General features: G+C 59.6%; 19 protein-coding genes. 12 read left to right on the top strand and 7 right to left on the bottom strand.

Annotated features, from left to right (window positions below; all coding sequences use genetic code 11):
- Positions 1-89 precede the first annotated feature (89 nt).
- Genes sapA through sapF form a run of 5 tightly spaced genes read left to right on the top strand, consistent with a single transcriptional unit; the run spans position 90 to position 5,375 of the window.
- Positions 90-1,733, top strand: coding sequence for an ABC transporter substrate-binding protein SapA (gene sapA, locus ACOI7Z_RS07150; RefSeq protein WP_023289350.1), 1,644 nt, complete (start codon positions 90-92; stop codon positions 1,731-1,733).
- Complete coding sequence (gene sapB / locus ACOI7Z_RS07145; RefSeq protein WP_017900865.1) at positions 1,730-2,695, top strand: putrescine export ABC transporter permease SapB; 966 nt, start codon at positions 1,730-1,732, stop codon at positions 2,693-2,695. The genes sapA and sapB overlap by 4 nt, the downstream gene beginning before the upstream one ends.
- Positions 2,682-3,572, top strand: a complete 891-nt coding sequence (gene sapC / locus ACOI7Z_RS07140) for a putrescine export ABC transporter permease SapC (protein ID WP_004151901.1) — start codon at positions 2,682-2,684, stop codon at positions 3,570-3,572. Before sapB ends, sapC begins: the two co-directional genes overlap by 14 nt.
- A complete protein-coding gene (gene sapD / locus ACOI7Z_RS07135) occupies positions 3,572-4,564 on the top strand; it encodes a putrescine export ABC transporter ATP-binding protein SapD (RefSeq protein ID WP_023289349.1) in 993 nt (330 codons plus the stop codon). The genes sapC and sapD overlap by 1 nt, the downstream gene beginning before the upstream one ends.
- Position 4,565: 1 nt before the next feature.
- Complete coding sequence (gene sapF / locus ACOI7Z_RS07130; RefSeq protein ID WP_004203898.1) at positions 4,566-5,375, top strand: putrescine export ABC transporter ATP-binding protein SapF; 810 nt, start codon at positions 4,566-4,568, stop codon at positions 5,373-5,375.
- Between the two features lie 29 nt (positions 5,376-5,404).
- Here sapF and ACOI7Z_RS07125 read toward each other — a convergent pair whose 3' ends face one another.
- The 5 genes from ACOI7Z_RS07125 to ACOI7Z_RS07105 are packed head-to-tail and all read right to left on the bottom strand — an operon-like array spanning position 5,405 to position 10,014.
- The gene (locus ACOI7Z_RS07125) at positions 5,405-6,904 is read right to left on the bottom strand and encodes an HAL/PAL/TAL family ammonia-lyase (RefSeq protein WP_087848753.1); all 1,500 of its coding nucleotides are present in this window, start codon (positions 6,902-6,904) and stop codon (positions 5,405-5,407) included.
- Positions 6,901-7,695, bottom strand: coding sequence for an ABC transporter ATP-binding protein (locus ACOI7Z_RS07120; protein ID WP_087848752.1), 795 nt, complete (start codon positions 7,693-7,695; stop codon positions 6,901-6,903). The genes ACOI7Z_RS07125 and ACOI7Z_RS07120 overlap by 4 nt, the downstream gene beginning before the upstream one ends.
- 1 nt (position 7,696) lies before the next feature.
- The gene (locus tag ACOI7Z_RS07115) at positions 7,697-8,428 is read right to left on the bottom strand and encodes an ABC transporter permease (protein ID WP_023289347.1); all 732 of its coding nucleotides are present in this window, start codon (positions 8,426-8,428) and stop codon (positions 7,697-7,699) included.
- Between the two features lie 9 nt (positions 8,429-8,437).
- Positions 8,438-9,157, bottom strand: coding sequence for an ABC transporter permease (locus ACOI7Z_RS07110; RefSeq protein ID WP_023289346.1), 720 nt, complete (start codon positions 9,155-9,157; stop codon positions 8,438-8,440).
- 11 nt (positions 9,158-9,168) lie between these two features.
- On the bottom strand, positions 9,169-10,014 hold the full coding sequence (locus ACOI7Z_RS07105; RefSeq protein WP_023289345.1) for a transporter substrate-binding domain-containing protein: 846 nt from the start codon (positions 10,012-10,014) through the stop codon (positions 9,169-9,171).
- Positions 10,015-10,223: 209 nt separating this feature from the next.
- On the opposite strand from ACOI7Z_RS07105, the gene ACOI7Z_RS07100 reads away from it, so the two are divergent.
- From ACOI7Z_RS07100 to osmB, 7 genes are all read left to right on the top strand, one after another.
- Positions 10,224-10,766 carry a HutD family protein gene (locus ACOI7Z_RS07100; RefSeq protein WP_086075766.1) on the top strand — a complete coding sequence of 181 codons (543 nt, stop codon included), beginning with the start codon at positions 10,224-10,226 and terminating at the stop codon, positions 10,764-10,766.
- A 199-nt stretch (positions 10,767-10,965) separates the two neighbouring features.
- Positions 10,966-11,754, top strand: coding sequence for an enoyl-ACP reductase FabI (gene fabI, locus ACOI7Z_RS07095; RefSeq protein ID WP_023289343.1), 789 nt, complete (start codon positions 10,966-10,968; stop codon positions 11,752-11,754).
- A 188-nt stretch (positions 11,755-11,942) separates the two neighbouring features.
- A complete protein-coding gene (locus ACOI7Z_RS07090; RefSeq protein ID WP_060591015.1) occupies positions 11,943-13,100 on the top strand; it encodes a CMD domain-containing protein in 1,158 nt (385 codons plus the stop codon).
- An 81-nt stretch (positions 13,101-13,181) separates the two neighbouring features.
- Positions 13,182-15,116, top strand: coding sequence for an exoribonuclease II (locus ACOI7Z_RS07085; RefSeq protein ID WP_023289341.1), 1,935 nt, complete (start codon positions 13,182-13,184; stop codon positions 15,114-15,116).
- 158 nt (positions 15,117-15,274) lie between these two features.
- Positions 15,275-15,454, top strand: a complete 180-nt coding sequence (locus ACOI7Z_RS07080; protein ID WP_004203883.1) for a hypothetical protein — start codon at positions 15,275-15,277, stop codon at positions 15,452-15,454.
- 73 nt (positions 15,455-15,527) lie between these two features.
- Complete coding sequence (locus ACOI7Z_RS07075) at positions 15,528-16,277, top strand: DNA-binding transcriptional regulator YciT (RefSeq protein WP_086075764.1); 750 nt, start codon at positions 15,528-15,530, stop codon at positions 16,275-16,277.
- 271 nt (positions 16,278-16,548) lie between these two features.
- Positions 16,549-16,767, top strand: a complete 219-nt coding sequence (gene osmB, locus ACOI7Z_RS07070) for an osmotically-inducible lipoprotein OsmB (protein WP_002901783.1) — start codon at positions 16,549-16,551, stop codon at positions 16,765-16,767.
- A 129-nt stretch (positions 16,768-16,896) separates the two neighbouring features.
- Here the strand turns inward: osmB and yciH are convergent, their stop codons facing one another.
- On the bottom strand, positions 16,897-17,223 hold the full coding sequence (gene yciH, locus ACOI7Z_RS07065) for a stress response translation initiation inhibitor YciH (protein ID WP_087848751.1): 327 nt from the start codon (positions 17,221-17,223) through the stop codon (positions 16,897-16,899).
- Positions 17,223-17,960 (bottom strand): orotidine-5'-phosphate decarboxylase, encoded by a 738-nt coding sequence (gene pyrF, locus ACOI7Z_RS07060; protein ID WP_023289339.1) that lies wholly within the window; start codon positions 17,958-17,960, stop codon positions 17,223-17,225. Before pyrF ends, yciH begins: the two co-directional genes overlap by 1 nt.
- Positions 17,961-18,144: the final 184 nt, after the last annotated feature.

Below are 18,144 nucleotides of genomic sequence, written 5' to 3'. Positions count from 1 at the left end.
CGCATTATCCCTCAGGCTTGTTGAAGGCGGTGGTGAATGTCTATGAATCTTAATAAGATAGAGTTCAACTCTATAATCAAACAGAAAATATGCGCCTGAAATTGTCATCTCTCCTGGCAGCGGTTTCCCTGCTGTGTGGGCAGGCTTTTGCCGCCCCTGCGCTCCCCGACCGCGCCGATATTCGCGACAGCGGTTTCGTCTATTGCGTCAGCGGCCAGGTTAATACCTTTAATCCGCAGAAAGTGAGCAGCGGCCTGATCGTCGATACGCTGGCCGCGCAGATCTACGATCGCCTGCTTGACGTCGACCCTTATACCTATCGGCTGGTCCCCGAGCTGGCGGAGAGCTGGGAAGTCCTCGATAACGGCGCCACCTACCGCTTTCATCTGCGCCGCCACGTCCCGTTTCAACGCACGGCATGGTTCTCCCCGACGCGGGATTTCAACGCCGATGACGTGATTTTCACCTTTGGCCGCATTTTTAACCGCGATCACCCCTGGCACAACGTCAACGGCAGCAGCTTCCCCTACTTCGACAGCCTGCAGTTTGCTGACAGCGTGGAGAGCGTCCGCAAGCTCGATAATCAGACCGTGGAGTTTCGCCTCAAGCGGCCGGATGCATCATTCCTCTGGCATCTGGCCACCCACTATGCGTCGATTACCTCCGCCGAATATGCCGCCCGCTTAACGCAGGACGATCGTCAGGAACAGCTCGATCGCCAGCCGGTGGGTACCGGCCCGTTCCAGCTGTCGGAGTACCGCTCCGGGCAGTATGTTCGCCTGCAGCGCCACCCCGGCTACTGGCGCGGAAAACCGTTGATGCCGCAGGTGGTGGTCGACCTCGGCTCCGGTGGAACCGGCCGCCTGTCGAAACTGCTGACCGGCGAATGCGACGTGCTGGCCTGGCCGGCCGCCAGCCAGTTGACGATCCTGCGTGACGACCCGCGCCTGCGCCTGACGCTGCGTCCGGGGATGAACATTGCCTGGCTGGCCTTCAACACCGCCAAACCGCCGCTGGACAACCCGGAGGTGCGCCACGCGCTGGCGCTGGCCATTAACAACCAGCGCCTGATGCAGTCTATCTACTATGGCACCGCGGAGACGGCGGCGTCGATGCTGCCGCGCGCCTCGTGGGCCTACGATAACGACGCTAAGATTACCGAATATAATCCCCAGGAAGCCCGCACCCGGCTGAAGGCCCTGGGGCTGGAAAATCTGACCCTCAAACTGTGGGTTCCCACCAGCTCGCAGGCGTGGAACCCCAGCCCGTTGAAAACAGCAGAGCTGATCCAGGCGGATATGGCGCAGATTGGCGTCAAGGTGATCATCATGCCGGTGGAGGGGCGCTTCCAGGAGGCACGGCTGATGGACATGAACCATGACCTGACGCTCTCCGGCTGGGCGACGGACAGTAACGATCCGGACAGCTTCTTCCGGCCGCTGCTGAGCTGCGCGGCGATCGCCTCGCAAACCAACTTTGCCCACTGGTGTAACCGGGAATTTGATGACGTGCTGCAAAAAGCGCTGCTCTCGCAGCAGCTCTCCTCGCGGATGGACGCTTACAAAGAGGCCCAGCGCATCCTCGCTCGTGAACTGCCGGTCCTGCCGCTGGCCTCATCGCTGCGGTTGCAGGCCTATCGCTATGATATGAAAGGCCTGGTGCTTAGCCCCTTCGGTAACGCTTCGTTCGCTGGCGTATCGCGGGAGAAAACCGAAGAGGTGAAAAAACCATGATTATTTTTACCCTGCGCCGTCTGCTGCTGTTGCTGGTCACCCTCTTTTTTCTGACCTTTGTCGGCTTCAGCCTGAGCTACTTCACTCCCCATGCCCCGCTGCAGGGCGCGACCCTGTGGAATGCGTGGCTGTTCTGGTTTGAAGGGGTGCTGCACTGGGATTTTGGCGTCTCCAGCATTAACGGCCAGCTGATTTCCGAACAGCTGCGCGAGGTGTTCCCGGCGACCATGGAGCTGTGCATCCTCGCCTTCGGCTTTGCCCTGCTGATTGGCATTCCGGTGGGGATGATCGCCGGCGTGATGCGCAACAAATGGCCCGATACCCTGATCAGCGCCGTCGCGCTGGTCGGTTTCTCGATCCCGGTCTTCTGGCTGGCGCTGCTCCTGACCCTCTTCTTCTCCCTGACCCTCGGCTGGCTTCCGGTCTCCGGCCGCTTCGACCTGCTGTATGAGGTGAAAAACGTCACCGGTTTCGCGCTGATTGACGCCTGGCTTTCGGACTCGCCGTGGCGCCATGAGATGATCGTCAGCGCCGCCCGGCATATGGTGCTGCCGGTGCTGACCCTGGCGGTAGCCCCCACTACCGAAGTGATCCGCCTGATGCGCATTAGCACCAGCGAGGTGTATGACACCAACTACGTCAAGGCGGCCGCCACCCGCGGCGTCTCGCGACGCAAAATTTTACTGCGCCACGTGCTGCACAACGCCCTGCCGCCGGTGATCCCACGCCTCGGCCTGCAGTTTTCCACCATGCTCACCCTGGCGATGATCACGGAGATGGTGTTCAGCTGGCCAGGGCTGGGCCGGTGGCTTATCAACGCCATTCGTCAGCAGGACTACGCGGCGATCTCCGCCGGAGTGATGGTGATTGGCGCGCTGGTGATTATTGTCAACGTGATTTCCGATATTCTCGGTGCCATGGCTAACCCACTGAAACATAAGGAATGGTATGCCCTACGATAGCGTTTATCTGGAAAAGCGTCCGCCCGGCGCGCTGCGCACCGTATGGCGTAAATTCTATGGCGACACCACGGCGATGATCGGCCTGTACGGCTGCGCGGGGCTGCTGCTGCTTTGCGTCTTCGGCGGCTGGTTCGCCCCCTACGGCATCGACCAGCAGTTCCTCGGCTACCAGCTGCTGCCGCCATCGTGGTCGCGCTATGGGGAAGTCTCTTTCTTCCTCGGAACCGATGACCTGGGGCGCGATGTGCTCAGCCGACTGCTGAGCGGCGCGGCGCCGACCGTCGGCGGGGCTTTTGTCGTCACCCTAGGCGCCACGCTGTTTGGCCTGGTGCTGGGCGTCATTGCCGGATCGACCCACGGCCTGCGCTCGGCGGTGATGAACCATATCCTTGATACCCTGCTCTCCATCCCCTCGCTGCTGCTGGCGATCATCGTCGTCGCCTTTGCCGGGCCGCACCTCAGCCATGCGATGTTTGCCGTCTGGCTGGCGCTGCTGCCGCGCATGGTGCGCTCCGTCTACAGCATGGTCCACGATGAGCTGGAGAAAGAGTACATTATCGCCGCCCGCCTCGACGGCGCGTCGACGCTGAATATTCTGCTGTTCGCCATCCTGCCCAATATCGCCTCCGGCCTGGTGACCGAGATCACCCGCGCCCTGTCGATGGCTATTCTGGATATCGCCGCGCTGGGCTTTCTTGACCTCGGCGCTCAGTTGCCTTCGCCGGAATGGGGAGCGATGCTGGGCGATGCGCTGGAGCTTATCTATGTTGCGCCGTGGACCGTGATGCTGCCCGGGGCCGCGATTATGCTCAGCGTACTGCTGGTCAACCTGCTGGGCGACGGTATTCGCCGGGCGATCATTGCCGGGGTAGAATAATGCCGTTACTCGATATTCGTCACTTAACCATCGAATTTAAAACCAACGAAGGCTGGGTAAAAGCCGTCGACCGCGTCAGCCTGACCCTGACCGAAGGCGAAATCCGTGGCCTGGTAGGGGAATCCGGCTCCGGGAAGAGCCTGATCGCCAAAGCTATCTGCGGCGTGACAAAAGACAACTGGCGGGTCACGGCCGACCGCATGCGTTTCGACGACATCGATCTGCTGCGGCTGTCGAACCGCGAGCGCCGGAAACTGATCGGCCACAACGTGTCGATGATATTCCAGGAGCCCCAGTCGTGCCTCGACCCCTCTGAGCGCATCGGCCAGCAGCTGATCCAGAGTATCCCTGGCTGGACCTACAAGGGCCGCTGGTGGCAGCGGCTGGGCTGGCGTAAACGTCGGGCCATCGAGCTATTGCACCGCGTCGGGATTAAAGATCACAAAGACGCCATGCGCAGCTTCCCCTATCAGCTGACCGAAGGCGAATGCCAGAAGGTGATGATTGCCATCGCCCTGGCCAACCAACCGCGCCTGCTGATCGCCGATGAACCGACTAACGCCATGGAGCCCACGACGCAGGCGCAGATTATCCGCCTGCTGACGCGGCTCAACCAGAACAACAACACCACCATTTTGCTGATCAGCCACGATCTGCAGATGCTCAGCAAATGGGCGGATAAAATTAACGTCATGTACTGCGGGCAGACGGTGGAGAGCGGGCCCAGCGAAGAGCTGATCACCCTGCCGCATCACCCCTACACCCAGGCGTTAATCCGCGCGATCCCGGATTTTGGCAGCGCCATGCCGCATAAAAGCCGTCTCAACACCCTGCCGGGGGCGATACCGCTGCTGGAGCAGCTGCCCATCGGCTGTCGGCTGGGGCCGCGCTGCCCGTACGCCCAGCGCGAGTGTATTGAAACCCCGCGTCTTACCGGGGCGCGCAATCACCTGTACGCCTGTCATTTCCCGCTGAACATGGAGAAAGAGTGAAATGGTCGAAACATTGCTGGAAGTGCGCCAACTCAGTAAGACCTTTCGCTATCGCACCGGCTGGTTTCACCGCCAGACGGTGGAGGCGGTTAAGCCGCTGAGTTTTACCCTGCGCGAACGGCAGACGCTGGCGATTATCGGCGAGAATGGCTCCGGAAAATCCACCCTCGCGAAGATGCTGGCCGGCATGGTGGAGCCCACCAGCGGCGAGGTGCTGATCGATGACCATCCGCTGACCTTCGGGGATTACTCCTACCGCAGCCAGAAGATTCGCATGATCTTTCAGGATCCGTCGACGTCGCTAAACCCGCGCCAGCGCATCTCGCAGATCCTCGATTTTCCGCTGCGGCTGAATACCGACCTCGACGCCGAAGCGCGGCAGAAACAGATCATCGACACCCTGCGTATGGTCGGCCTGCTGCCGGACCACGTCAGCTACTATCCCCATATGCTGGCCCCGGGTCAGAAGCAGCGTCTTGGCCTCGCCCGGGCGCTGATCCTGCGCCCGAAGGTCATCGTCTGCGATGAGGCGCTGGCCTCGCTGGATATGTCGATGCGTTCCCAGCTCATCAACCTGATGCTGGAGCTGCAGGAGAAACAGGGTATCTCTTACATCTATGTCACCCAGCACCTGGGAATGATGAAGCACATCAGCGATCAGGTGCTGGTGATGCATAACGGGGAAGTAGTTGAGCGCGGCAGCACCGCCGATGTGCTGGCCTCACCGTTGCACGACCTGACCCGACGCCTGATCGCCGGCCACTTCGGTGAGGCTCTCACCGCCGACGCCTGGCGCAAAGACGGCAAATAGCGCCGTCTCATTCACCTCGCCCGCTGACCTCACGCCGGCGCGTGGCCAGCGGTTCGCTTAAGGATGGCCACCGCGCTGGCGATGTCCGGCGCCAGCCAGCGATCGTCCTCCCAGCCAGGCACGCTGTCGCGCAGCAGGTCTCGCGCCCGGCGCGTGCCCGCCGCCAGCTTCTGCGGCTCGTGAAAATCGAGCCCCTGAGCGGCGAGTAAATATTCGATGCCCAGGATCTGATAGAGGTTGCCCAGCAGGCGCTGCAGTTTCAGCGCAGCGCCGGTGCCCAGGCTTAAATGATCCTCCTGCAGACCCGAGGTAACAAAATTATCCAGCACTGCCGGCTGCGCCAGCTGCTTGTTTTCCGCGCACAACGACGCGGCGACGTACTGGGCAATCATCATGCCTGAATTCACGCCCGGTCGGGCGACCAGGAACGCCGGCAACCCGCTCACCAGAGGATTCACCAGCCGGTCAAGGCGTCGTTCAGCGATGGCGCCCAGCTCAGCCATGGCAATGGCCAGCAAATCGCAGGCCATCGCCACCGATTCGCCGTGCGGATGCGCCTGGGAGACCACCCGCCACTGCTCAACGGTTCCCAGGATCAGCGGATTATCAGTACAGGCGTTGAGTTCGATATTTATCTGCGTCTGCGCGTGGCTAAACTGATCGCGGCAGGCGCCATGCACCTGAGGCATCGAGCGAAGGCTTAGCGCATCCTGGGTGCGAAGTCCTTCACTTTCGGCCAGCAGATGGCTGTCCGCCAGCAGCTCACGCAGCCGCTGGCCGCTGGTCTGGATCCCGGGGCTGGCTTTCAGCGCCAGGATCTCGGCATCGAATGCCACAAGCTGGCCGCGCAGCGCTTCAAAGCTCATCGCGCCGGTTACATCGGCCCAGTTCATTAAGCGCTCGGCGTCGTCTAACGCCAGACAGGCCAGACCGGTCATGCACGGCGTACCGTTGACCAGACTCAGCCCCTCTTTCGCTCCCGGCGCGATGGGCTGCAGATCTAGCTGCGACAGGACCTCTGCCGCTGGCCACGTTCGCCCCTGCCAGAGCACATCGCCAACCCCCATCAGGGCCAGGCCAATGTGCGCCATATGCGTTAAATAGCCAACTGACCCCTGGGAGGGCACCTGAGGGGTGACGCCATGCTGCAAAAACGCCAACAGCTGCTGCACTATCCCGGCGGAGATCCCGGATTTACCGTGGCTGAAATTGGCCACCGCGGCGCACATAATTGCCCGGGTTGGGGCGACCTCCAGCAACGGTCCCACCCCGCAGGCGTGGCTGAGCAACGTATTGCGCGACAGCTGGTGTAGCTGCGCTTCCGGCAGCGTAATATTGCACAGCGCCCCCAGCCCGGTGTTGATCCCATAGGCCACCTGGCCGGCTTTAACGATATGCTGGACAATCGCCCGCCCTTGCGCGATACGCGACCAGGCGCTGTCGCTGAGGCTCAAGGTCGCCTCGCCCCGGGCAACGCAAGCCACCTCCTGCCAGCGTATCGGCGCATCGCCCCACTGGATCATTTTCATACGACCTGTCCTGGCTGTTGATGGCTGGAGATAAATTGCTTGAAGCGCGCGGATCCCTGGCTGCCAAACAGCGCCTCTGGCGCACCGTCGCAGTCAATCGTCCCCTGGTGCATAAAGACCACCCGGTTGGAAACATTGCGGGCGAATCCCAGCTCATGGGTGACCACCAGCATCGTCCGTCCCTCCTCCGCCAGGCTGCGCATCACCTTTAGCACCTCGCCGACCAGTTCGGGATCCAGCGCTGAGGTAGGTTCATCAAAGAGCATGACGTCCGGCTCCATGGCCAGCGCGCGGGCTATCGCCACGCGCTGCTGCTGGCCGCCGGAGAGCTGCGCAGGATAGAAATCCTTTCGGTTCAACATCCCCACTCGCTCCAGCAACTGCTCAGCCTGTTCAATGCAGGTCCGTTTGTCCCGCTTGAGCACATAATGCGGCCCCTCAATGACATTCTGCAGAACCGTCATATGCGACCAGAGGTTAAAACTTTGGAAGACCATCCCCAGCCGCGAGCGCAGGCGCTCTATCTGCCGGGGGTTCGCCGCCAGCCGATGCCCACGGGCATGATGCTTCATTTCAATCGTCTCGCCGCCGACGCTGACCACTCCGGCATCGGGCGTTTCCAGCAGGTTAATGCAGCGCAGCAGCGTACTTTTACCGGAGCCGCTGGCCCCGAGGATCGAAATGACATCGCCCTGCTGCGCCTGGATGGTGATCCCCTTCAGGACATCCAGGGAGCCAAAGGACTTATGAATATCGCTGACCGATAAGGTCACCGGACGTGAATCGAGCATCTTACTCTCCTTTGGTTATCGGCTTGAGCGACACGGTCGCCGGATTTTGCCGGGTATGCGGGGTTAAACGCCGTTCAAGCAGGGCGTACAGCTGCACAATGATGAAATTGAGCAGCAGGTAGATGGCCGCCGCGCAGAGGAATACCTCCATCGTCCGGTAGGTACGCTGAATAATCTGTTGGGCCACCCCCGTGACGTCCCAGACGGTCACCAGGCTTGCCAGCGCCGTCGACTTGACCAATAAAATGGCCTCCGTGGAGTAGGCTGGCAGCGCATAGCGCAGCATCACCGGGGCAATGATCCGCCGCAGCAGCAGCCAGCGCGACATACCGCAAGCCTGGCCGGCTTCAATCTGGCCCGGCGGTATCGCCAGCAACCCGCCGCGCAGAATTTCCGCGGTATAGGCCGCCGTACAGAGCGCCAGCGCCAGAACGGCGCAGATAAAGGGTTCGCGCAGCAGCGGCCACAGGAAACTGTGGCGGATCACCCCAAACTGACCCAGCCCGTAATAAATGAGAAACAACTGGATCAGCAATGGCGAACCGCGAAAGATTAGGATATAGCCTTTGGCGAAACCGCTTGCCAGCGGCCAGCGGCTCATTCGCAGCGCCAGAACGCCAAGAGCCAACACGCCGCCGAGCAAAAAAGAGCAGATAAAGAGCCCCAGCGTCACTGGCAGCGCCGCGCCGAGCTTCAACAACGTCTCACCGAGAAAGGCAAAATCGATAATCATATGGGCTCCTTACGCCTGCGCGGCGCTGCGACGCAGCCAGGCGCGGTTCAGACGGCTCTCCGCCCGGGTAAACGCGCGGTTAGAGAGCAACGTCAGGATCAAATAGCAGCCGCCGCCGATGAGATAGAACAGGAAATAATCGCGGGTAGAGCCAGCGGCAATCTGGCTGGCGCGCATCAGTTCAACCATCCCGGTCACCGATACCAGCGCCGAGTCTTTGAGGCTCATTTGCCAGACGTTGGACAAACCCGGCAGCGAATAACGGACAATCTGCGGCAACAGGATGCGCTGCAGGATCCGCCAGCGCGGCATGCCAATGGCGGAAGCCGCCTCCACTTCCCCGGGCATCAGCGCCAGACGAGCAGCACGGTAGACTTCCGCCTGATACGAGGAGGAGATCAAGCCAATCGCCAGAGCGCCAATCAGAAATGGCGGAACCTCAATAAAGCCGTCTGCGCCAAACAGACGCCCCAGCCATGAAATCATCCCTGAGCCGCCAAAATAAAACAGATAGATCACCAGTAATTCAGGGATACCGCGGAATACCACCGACCAGGCGGCGCCGAACCAGCGCGCTGGCGCGTGGCGGGACAGCTTCGCGGCGGCGATAACGCCGCCCACCCCCGCACCGACGGCCAGCGCCGCGAGCGACAGCAGCAACGTAGTCAGCGTTGCGCTGAGGATCAGCGTCCCCCACCCGTTTTCACCCAAACTCAGAAGATTTAACATGGTTGCCTCGCTCAGGGAGTCACGTCGCTTTTAAACCATTTCTCACTCAGTTTTTTTACCGTCCCATCGGCCAGCGCCGCCTGAATGGCGCTATCCAGTTTCGCTTTGAGTTCGGTATCGGCGAGGCGCACGCCCATCGCCTCACCGCCTCCCCAGATTGGGCCGCTCATCAGCGGACCGCTCAATGCCAGATTGCTATTCTCCGGGCGCGACAGGGTGGTGTTGGCAAAGGTAATATCATCAAACACTGCGTCGATGCGCTCAGCCTGCAGGTCGAGGATCGCATCCGCTGAGTTGTTATATTCCCGGACATCAGCGATATCCTTGAAATACTTATCAATAAACGGCGTGTACACGGTGCCGGACGCGATGCCGATGGTTTTCCCTTTCAACGCCGCGCGCAGCGGCGCAATCGCCGCCTGAATCTCTTTCTCATTATCATGAAGCTTGACCGCTGGCGAAGGCGGTAGCAGCGACCCTTTTACCGCAATGAAAGAGGCCGGCGTGGCTGCGTATGCCTGGGTAAACGCCACGACCTTCGAGCGCTCTGGGGTGACGACGATAGCATCCATGATCACGTCATATTTTCCGGCGTTAAGTCCGGCAATCATGCCATCCCAGTTCTGCACCACCAGTTTGCATTCGATCTGCATCCGCTGGCATAAATTCGCCATAAGCTCGGGCTCGAAACCGCTGAGTTTCCCTCCGGGAAGGGTTAGATTCCAGGGTTCATAGCCGCCTTCCGTAGCGATGGTGATCGATTTCCACTCTTTAGCGTATGTTGAGCCACCAGACAGCAGTAGCCCCGAAAACAGGGTGACCAGGCAGGCCTGGCGGAAAGTAATACGCTGTTGCATTTTCATTCTCCCGATCGCGTTTTGTCATGATGGCTCTGGTCAAGGCGATAAGATAATTCGCAGATGACTGCTCATGTATATACAAGCATTGACAAACCCGCACACGCGCTCAATGATGGATTTGTGAGCCCTGTTGTAAATAATTTGTAAGAACATTGAGACAAGCGTGTAACAAATACTATCCACTTCAGACTTCCGCCGAGCAAACTATGATCACCTATTTTGATTACGCTACCTTGCCCGTCACGCCATGGAAGAACGGCGCTGGCGCCACCCGGGAAATTATCGCCGTTCCTTCCGTAGATGCGCCTTTTCTCTGGCGCGCGAGCATTGCCACCCTGCAGGCCGATGGCCCATTCTCCCTTTTTCCCGGCGTCGACCGGACGATCGTCCTGCTGGCGGGGCAACCGCTACGGCTGCGCGGGGAGGAGATCGACCATCCGCTGGCGCGCTGGCAGCCGTGGGCGTTCCCCGGCGAATGGGCGCTGTCCAGCGTCGGGATCGTTGAGCCTGGACTGGACTTCAATGTCATGACCCAGCGCGGGCGAGCCCTCGCGCAGGTTGAGGTGGTGAGCGACCGGCAGCGACCGGCCACTGACGGGGTTGCTTATGTGCTGCAGGGTGAATGGGATCTGGCCGGACGGCGCTGCGCCGTCGGCAGCGGGCTCTGCTGGCACGGCGACGCTCCGGGGGAGTTGCTGCCTCTCAGCGCCGATGGGCGTCTGCTGCTGGCGGCGATTGCGCTCAAATAGTCAGCAGAGAAAAATGGTATACTTGAGCCATCGCGATCGGCTTTTGCCCCGCGCGGCGCGGGCCGGCTGAAAAATATCGTGACACAAGGGGTCGTCAGTGGGATATAATTCCCGGCTAAATTTGAGTTATTTTGAAATAACAATGTTAACGTTATGATTGTTAAAGTAAAAATAAGCAATAACGATAAGGATTAAAGCTATGGGTTTTCTTTCCGGTAAGCGCATTTTGATCACTGGCGTCGCCAGCAAACTGTCCATCGCCTACGGTATTGCGCAGGCAATGCACCGCGAAGGCGCGGAACTGGCATTCACCTATCAGAATGAAAAACTGAAAGGTCGCGTTGAAGAGTTTGCTGCCGCGCTGGGTTCTGACATTGTGCTGCCGTGCGACGTTGCTGAAGATGAGAGCATCACCGCGCTGTTCACCGAGCTGGAAAAAGTCTGGCCAAAATTCGATGGTTTCGTCCACTCTATCGGTTATGCCCCGGCTGACCAGTTAGACGGCGACTACGTCAACGCGGTCACCCGCGAAGGTTTCAAAATTGCGCACGACATCAGCGCCTACAGCTTCGTGGCGATGGCTAAAGCCTGCCGCACGATGCTGAACCCGGATTCTGCTCTGCTGACGCTCTCCTACCTGGGCGCCGAGCGCGCGATCCCGAACTACAACGTGATGGGTCTGGCGAAAGCCTCTCTGGAAGCGAACGTGCGCTATATGGCGAACGCGATGGGTCCGGAAGGCGTTCGCGTCAACGCTATCTCCGCCGGTCCGATCCGTACCCTGGCCGCGTCCGGTATCAAAGATTTCCGTAAAATGCTGGCGCACTGCGAAGCGGTCACCCCGATCCGTCGCACCGTCACCATTGAAGACGTGGGTAACAGCGCAGCCTTCCTGTGCTCCAACCTGTCTGCGGGTATCTCCGGTGAAGTCGTTCACGTTGATGGTGGGTTCAGTATCGCCGCTATGAACGAGCTGGAACTGAAATAAGTTCCTTCCCCTCCTCGCCCCGGTGAGGAGGGTTTTCCCTTCCCAGGCCTTGCGCTCCCCCTGTTATTCCAATCGGCTATTTGATAGCACGTATCAATATTTTCTCCTGCTTCCGGGTTACGCCAGGATAGTTCTGCATAAACGATCCGCGGAACGGCGGTTCGCCACATACCGAACAAGGAAAGCCCATGGAGCCACGCCGCGTGAATGGCAAAAACCACTGGTATCACGAAACCCAGTCAACAATCTGCCCGGTGGATGTCCTGCCGCTCGTCCCTGAAGCCGCCCATGTTGAAGACCGCTTTTTGCTGGACCTGACGCTGCCGGACGCCTGGCTACACGCCCACACAGGCTGGCTACGCCCCGCGCGCCAGCTCGCCGAGCGGCTGTTTCCCGACCAGGTGCCGGTAAGCCGCCTGCAAACCTTTACCGCCTACGATCGCCTGAGCACTGCGCTCACCGTCGCCCAGGTCTACGGCGTCCAGCGGCTGTGTAACCACTATGCCGCCCGCCTGGCGCCCCTGCCGGGGCCCGACTCTTCGCGCGAGAGCAACCGTCGTCTGGCGCAGATCACCCAATACGCTCGTCAGCTCGCCGGTTCCCCCTCCGTCATTAACGCCCTTTCCCGCAGCCAGCTGGACGAAGTGGGCCTGACCAGCCGGGATATTATCCTGATCAACCAGATTATCGGTTTTGTCGGCTTCCAGGCGCGGGCGATTGCCGTGCTGCAGGCGGCGCAGGGCTTCCCGGTGCGCTGGATCCCCGGAATGCCGCAGCAAGAGGAGGCGCCCGCCGGCCTGTTTGCCATCCCACCGGGAGAGTGGCAAACCGACATTGAAGATCCCGATCTGCAGTATGCCGATGACGAGCGCCAGCGGCGCATCGCCAGCTGGCAGTCGCTGCCCGGCCTGGGCCCGCTGGCTCCGCTGCTGGCCTGCGACCCGCAGTTGATGGCGCCGCTGGAGACGCTGTTACGCCAGCTCAGCGGCAACGATACCTTTGGCCCGCAGGTCGCCTTACTCACCGCGCGCACCAATGGCAGCGCCACCTGTTTTGACGCCTGGCTCCCCCACTGGCACGGTGAAGAAGCGTTCGCCAGCCATTTACGGGAGGGCGATCAGGCTCTCCATCGCTGGCTTGGGCAGCATCCTCAGTCGCGCGCGCTCGTTACCGCGGTACAGTTGTTAACCCGCTCCCCGGACCGGTTTAGCGCCGCCCAGTTAACACCCCTCGGCGAATATGGACTCTCAGCGGAACAAGCGATCGATCTGTTAACCTGGAGCGGGCTGTGCGGCTGGATGAATCGTCTGAAAATCGCCCTCGGCAATGTGCGTCAGCAGACGTAAATTGCTGAAACAGCGCTTGCTGCGACAGGCATAATCGCGTAAAAATGTCAGCCGCTCTTTTAGCCACGAAAATACCTAATTATGTTTCAGGATAACCCGCTGCTAGCGCAGCTTAAACAGCAACTGCATTCCCAAACGCCGCGCGCGGAAGGGGTCGTTAAGGGCACGGAAAAGGGCTTTGGCTTCCTCGAAGTGGACGCTCAGAAGAGCTACTTCATTCCGCCGCCGCAGATGAAAAAAGTGATGCATGGCGACCGTATCGTTGCGGTGATCCATTCTGAAAAAGAACGCGAAAGCGCCGAGCCGGAGTCGCTGGTTGAGCCTTTCCTGACCCGTTTCGTCGGTAAAGTCCAGAAGAAAGACGATCGCCTCGCTATCGTTCCTGACCATCCGCTGCTGAAAGACGCCATTCCCTGCCGCGCCGCCCGTGGCGTTGAGCATGATTTCAAACAGGGTGACTGGGCCGTCGCTGAAATGCGCCGTCATCCGTTAAAAGGCGACCGCGGATTTTACGCGGAGCTGACCCAGTTCATCACCTTCAGCGACGACCACTTCGTCCCGTGGTGGGTGACGCTGGCGCGCCATAATCTGGAAAAAGAGGCACCGGACGGCGTCGCCACCGAGATGCTTGACGAAGGGCTGACACGCCGCGATTTGACCGCCCTCGACTTCGTCACCATTGACAGCGCCAGCACCGAAGATATGGACGATGCACTGTATGTCGAATCTGGCGCCGACGGCAAACTGTTGCTGACGGTGGCGATCGCTGACCCGACCGCATGGATTGCCGAAGGCAGCAAGCTGGACAACGCCGCAAAAGTACGCGCCTTTACCAACTATCTGCCGGGCTTCAACATCCCGATGCTGCCGCGCGAACTGTCAGACGACCTGTGTTCCCTGCGTGCCGATGAAGTGCGCCCGGTGCTGGCCTGCCGGATGACCCTGGCGGCCGATGGCACCATTGAAGACAACATCGAGTTCTTTGCCGCCACCATCGAATCGAAAGCCAAGCTGGCCTATGACGACGTCTCTGACTGGCTGGAAGGCCGCGGCAGCTGGCAGCCGGGCAGCGAGGCGATCGCGCAGCAAATTACGCTGCTGAAGGACGTGTGTCAGCGTCGCAGCGAATGGCGTCAGACCCACGCGCTGGTGTTTAAAGACCGCCCGGATTACCGTTTCGTCCTCGGCGAAAAAGGCGAAGTGCTGGACATCGTCGCGGAACCGCGTCGTATTGCCAACCGTATTGTCGAAGAGTCGATGATCGCCGCCAACATCTGTGCCGCCCGCGTTCTGCGCGACAAGCTCGGCTTCGGCGTTTATAACGTCCACACCGGCTTCGATCCGGCGAATACCGAACAGCTGGCTGCCCTGCTGAAGACCCACGACGTACACGTTGATCCGACGGAAGTGCTCACCCTGGAAGGTTTCTGCAAGCTGCGTCGCGAACTGGACGCCCAGCCGACCGGTTTCCTCGACAGCCGCATACGTCGTTTCCAGTCGTTCGCTGAAATCAGCACCGAGCCGGGCCCGCACTTTGGTCTCGGTCTTGAGGCCTACGCCACCTGGACCTCGCCGATCCGTAAGTATGGCGACATGATCAACCACCGTCTGCTTAAGGCCATCATCAAAGGCGAAACCATTGCGCGCCCGCAGGATGAAGCCACCGTGCAGATGGCGGAGCGCCGTCGTCTCAACCGCATGGCCGAACGCGATGTCGCCGACTGGCTGTATGCCCGTTTCCTCAACGATAAAGCCGGCACCGATACCCGCTTTGCGGCGGAGATCATCGACATCAGCCGCGGCGGGATGCGCGTGCGTCTGGTGGACAATGGCGCGGTCGCCTTTATTCCGGCCCCGTTCCTTCACGCCGTGCGCGACGAACTGGTCTGCAGCCAGGAAAACGGCACCGTGCAGATTAAGGGAGAAGTGGTCTACAAAGTGACCGATGTTATCGATGTCACTATCGCTGAAGTCCGCATGGAAACTCGTAGCATCATTGCTCGTCCGGCTGCCTGACGTCTCATCACAGCGGTTCCTCCGGGAACCGCTCCTTCTTTCCTCCCTGTCCCGCCATTTCCGTCGCACCGATTAAGGTTGTGCGTTTTTTTCGCTTCTCTTTTTCACCCATTTTTAGCATCATTGATTTCATTCGTTTTTGTTACCAGGATAATGCCATGTCAGATGTGAATGCCCACCTGCTCGCCCAACGTATCGATACCGTGCTGGATATTCTGGTTGCCGGTGATTACCACTCCGCGATCCATAATCTGGAGATCCTCAAAGCGGAGCTGCTGGCGCTGGCGGCAGACGACGCCGAGCAAAACAAACCACCCAAAGCGCCCTGGGAAATCTGATTATCGCCCACATGCCGCAACCGGCGATGCTGACCGGTTGCTCGCCGTATAGCCCCCTAACAGTGATGTTGCTATGAACGCCCGACAACAAAGTATTTTGCAAGTGGTCATCGATAAAGGCCGCATGAGCGTCGCCGATCTGGCGAAGATGACCGGAGTCTCAGAGGTCACCATCCGTCAGGATCTGAACCTGCTGGAGAAGCAGAGCTATCTGCGCCGCACCCATGGCTACGCCGTCCCACTGGACAGTGAAGATGTCGAAACCCGCATGATGACCCATTTCGCCATTAAGCGTGAACTGGCCAGCCGCGCCGCGGCGCTGGTGAATGCCGGCGAAACGGTATTTATCGAAAACGGCAGCAGCAACGCCCTGCTGGCGCGCACCCTGGCCGAACGCGGCGATATCACCATCATCACCGTCAGCAGCTATATCGCCCATCTGCTGAAAGAGACGCCGGGAGAGGTGATCCTGCTGGGCGGGATTTACCAGAAACGCAGTGAAAGTATGGTTGGCCCACTGACCCGCCAGTTCATCCAGCAGGTGCATTTCAGTAAAGCCTTTATCGGGATCGATGGCTGGCAGGCGGAAACCGGCTTTACCGGTCGCGATATGATGCGTGCGGACGTGGTTAACGCCGTTCTGGAGAAGCACTGCGAAGCGATTATCCTCAGCGATAGCTCAAAATTCAGCGCGGTGCACCCCTATCCGCTTGGGCCAGCCGGCCGCTTTAATCGTATTATCACCGACGATCGTCTGCCGAACGACTGCCGTGAGCAGTTGCTGCGCAGCGGCCTGACTGTGGATATTGTACCCTACGTCTGATGTGTCTCCGCCCCGTCCCAGCCAAGCGTCGGACGGGCGCGTTAACGCTCTGAGAGTATTCCGAGCCGGTAATTAAGACTTTTTACCTGACGCTAAATTTTAAAAAAAGTAAAATTATTATTAGCGATATAACAGGAAGTGACTATCACCTGCGTGATTTTCGTGATACCTGCGCACCCTAACTTCATGGAATTGCCCTAAAGCTGCTTTATCAGGCTATGCTTACAGGAGCGCTGTAATCCATGAATAGATTATTCAGGAGAAAAAAATGATGACTTCAACGAGCAAAAAAATGGCTGCTGTTGTTCTGGCTGTCACTGTAGCAATGTCTCTGAGCGCTTGCTCTAACATGTCTAAACGCGATCGTAACACTGCTATCGGCGCAGGTGCCGGCGCCATCGGCGGTGCGGTGTTAACTGACGGTAGCGCACTCGGTACCCTGGGTGGCGCAGCAGTCGGTGGTATTATTGGTCACCAGGTCGGCAAATAATATATTTATCTGACGAAATAAAAGAATAATTCACACGAATTGACTTACGCACGTTAAAACATTCAAGGCCGCGGCATTCACCGCGGCCTTGTTATTTCACCAGGCCATTAATTAGGGTTGAAATAACAATTAGCCGCCGGCTAACTTCACCTTCATCCCTTTCGCCTCGAGCAGCGACTTCAGTAAATCCCGTTTGTCGCCCTGGATCTCGATCACGCCATCTTTCACCGCGCCGCCGCAGCCGCATTTCTTCTTCAGCTCTGCCGCCAGCGCAGTGAGCGCCGCATCGTCGGCATCAATTCCGCTAATCAGACAGACGCCTTTGCCCTTGCGGCCGCTGGTCTGGCGCTGGATCCGCACAATACCGTCGCCTTTCGGGCACACCGGCGCCGGTTTCGCCTCGTCGATACGCCCGGTTTCGGTGGAGTAGACCAGACGGCTGTTGGAATCGCTCATTATGCCCCCTTGCGCAGAGAATCATTGATCGCCCGCAGCGTCGCGGCTGGATCGGTCGACTGGGTAACCGGGCGGCCAATGACCATATAGTCCACCCCTGCCGCCTGAGCCTGCTCGGGAGTCATGATCCGCCGCTGATCGCCAGCATCGCTGCCCTGCGGACGGATACCCGGGGTGACCAGCTTGAACGCCTGCCCCAGCTCTTGCTTAAAGCGTACCGCCTCCTGAGCTGAACACACCACCCCGTCGAGGCCGCAGCGTTGGGTCAGCGCCGCCAGCTTCGCCGCGTAGTCAGCCGGGGATAAGGTAATGCCCAGATCCTGCAGGTCGCTGGACTCCATGCTGGTGAGGACGGTGACGGCGATGAGCAGCGGCGCGTCTTGACCAAAGGGCAGCAGCGCTTCGCGTGCCGCGGTCATCATCCGCGCGCCGCCGGAGGCATGGACATTCACCATCCATACGCCAAGCTCGGCGGCGGCCGCCACCGCGCGGGCGGTAGTGTTGGGAATATCGTGAAACTTAAGGTCCAGGAACACCTCAAACCCACGCTGATGCAGATCGCGGACAAACTGCGGTCCCAGCAGGGTGAACATCTCTTTGCCCACCTTCAGGCGGCAGTCGCGCGGGTCGATGCGGTCGACAAATGCCAGCGCTTTATCGCGATTATCATAGTCGAGCGCAACCACAACGGGAGAGGAAGTGACAGCGCGGGAAGATGGGATAGCTGTTGACGTCATGACCAGACCTTAGTGTTGATGGGCGCCAGAGGGCGCAAAAAAGGTAAACGGGCAGCATTCTACCTGTGAAGCTAACAAAATAACAGGCTGCTGTTTTGCCCTGCGCGGACGATGGCGTTGCCGGGGCTGCAGGCGGTGACGGGAAAGAAATGATAAGTATGTTGTAACTAAATCGTCTGTTTTT

This window comes from Klebsiella sp. C283, from assembly GCF_048822555.1.
Taxonomy (GTDB): domain Bacteria; phylum Pseudomonadota; class Gammaproteobacteria; order Enterobacterales; family Enterobacteriaceae; genus Klebsiella; species Klebsiella quasipneumoniae.
This window is presented reverse-complemented; position numbering and strand designations above follow the sequence as displayed.

Coding starts and splice junctions, on each gene's coding strand:
- ACOI7Z_RS07110 (WP_023289346.1), bottom strand. CDS start 9,157: ATGTTAAATCTTCTGAGTTTGGGTGAAAACGGGTGGGGGACGCTGATC.
- sapC (WP_004151901.1), top strand. CDS start 2,682: ATGCCCTACGATAGCGTTTATCTGGAAAAGCGTCCGCCCGGCGCGCTG.
- ACOI7Z_RS07080 (WP_004203883.1), top strand. CDS start 15,275: ATGTCAGATGTGAATGCCCACCTGCTCGCCCAACGTATCGATACCGTG.
- ACOI7Z_RS07100 (WP_086075766.1), top strand. CDS start 10,224: ATGATCACCTATTTTGATTACGCTACCTTGCCCGTCACGCCATGGAAG.
- ACOI7Z_RS07085 (WP_023289341.1), top strand. CDS start 13,182: ATGTTTCAGGATAACCCGCTGCTAGCGCAGCTTAAACAGCAACTGCAT.
- ACOI7Z_RS07120 (WP_087848752.1), bottom strand. CDS start 7,695: ATGCTCGATTCACGTCCGGTGACCTTATCGGTCAGCGATATTCATAAG.
- ACOI7Z_RS07105 (WP_023289345.1), bottom strand. CDS start 10,014: ATGCAACAGCGTATTACTTTCCGCCAGGCCTGCCTGGTCACCCTGTTT.
- fabI (WP_023289343.1), top strand. CDS start 10,966: ATGGGTTTTCTTTCCGGTAAGCGCATTTTGATCACTGGCGTCGCCAGC.
- sapD (WP_023289349.1), top strand. CDS start 3,572: ATGCCGTTACTCGATATTCGTCACTTAACCATCGAATTTAAAACCAAC.
- ACOI7Z_RS07090 (WP_060591015.1), top strand. CDS start 11,943: ATGGAGCCACGCCGCGTGAATGGCAAAAACCACTGGTATCACGAAACC.
- sapF (WP_004203898.1), top strand. CDS start 4,566: ATGGTCGAAACATTGCTGGAAGTGCGCCAACTCAGTAAGACCTTTCGC.
- ACOI7Z_RS07115 (WP_023289347.1), bottom strand. CDS start 8,428: ATGATTATCGATTTTGCCTTTCTCGGTGAGACGTTGTTGAAGCTCGGC.
- yciH (WP_087848751.1), bottom strand. CDS start 17,223: ATGAGCGATTCCAACAGCCGTCTGGTCTACTCCACCGAAACCGGGCGT.
- sapB (WP_017900865.1), top strand. CDS start 1,730: ATGATTATTTTTACCCTGCGCCGTCTGCTGCTGTTGCTGGTCACCCTC.
- ACOI7Z_RS07075 (WP_086075764.1), top strand. CDS start 15,528: ATGAACGCCCGACAACAAAGTATTTTGCAAGTGGTCATCGATAAAGGC.
- pyrF (WP_023289339.1), bottom strand. CDS start 17,960: ATGACGTCAACAGCTATCCCATCTTCCCGCGCTGTCACTTCCTCTCCC.
- osmB (WP_002901783.1), top strand. CDS start 16,549: ATGACTTCAACGAGCAAAAAAATGGCTGCTGTTGTTCTGGCTGTCACT.
- sapA (WP_023289350.1), top strand. CDS start 90: ATGCGCCTGAAATTGTCATCTCTCCTGGCAGCGGTTTCCCTGCTGTGT.
- ACOI7Z_RS07125 (WP_087848753.1), bottom strand. CDS start 6,904: ATGAAAATGATCCAGTGGGGCGATGCGCCGATACGCTGGCAGGAGGTG.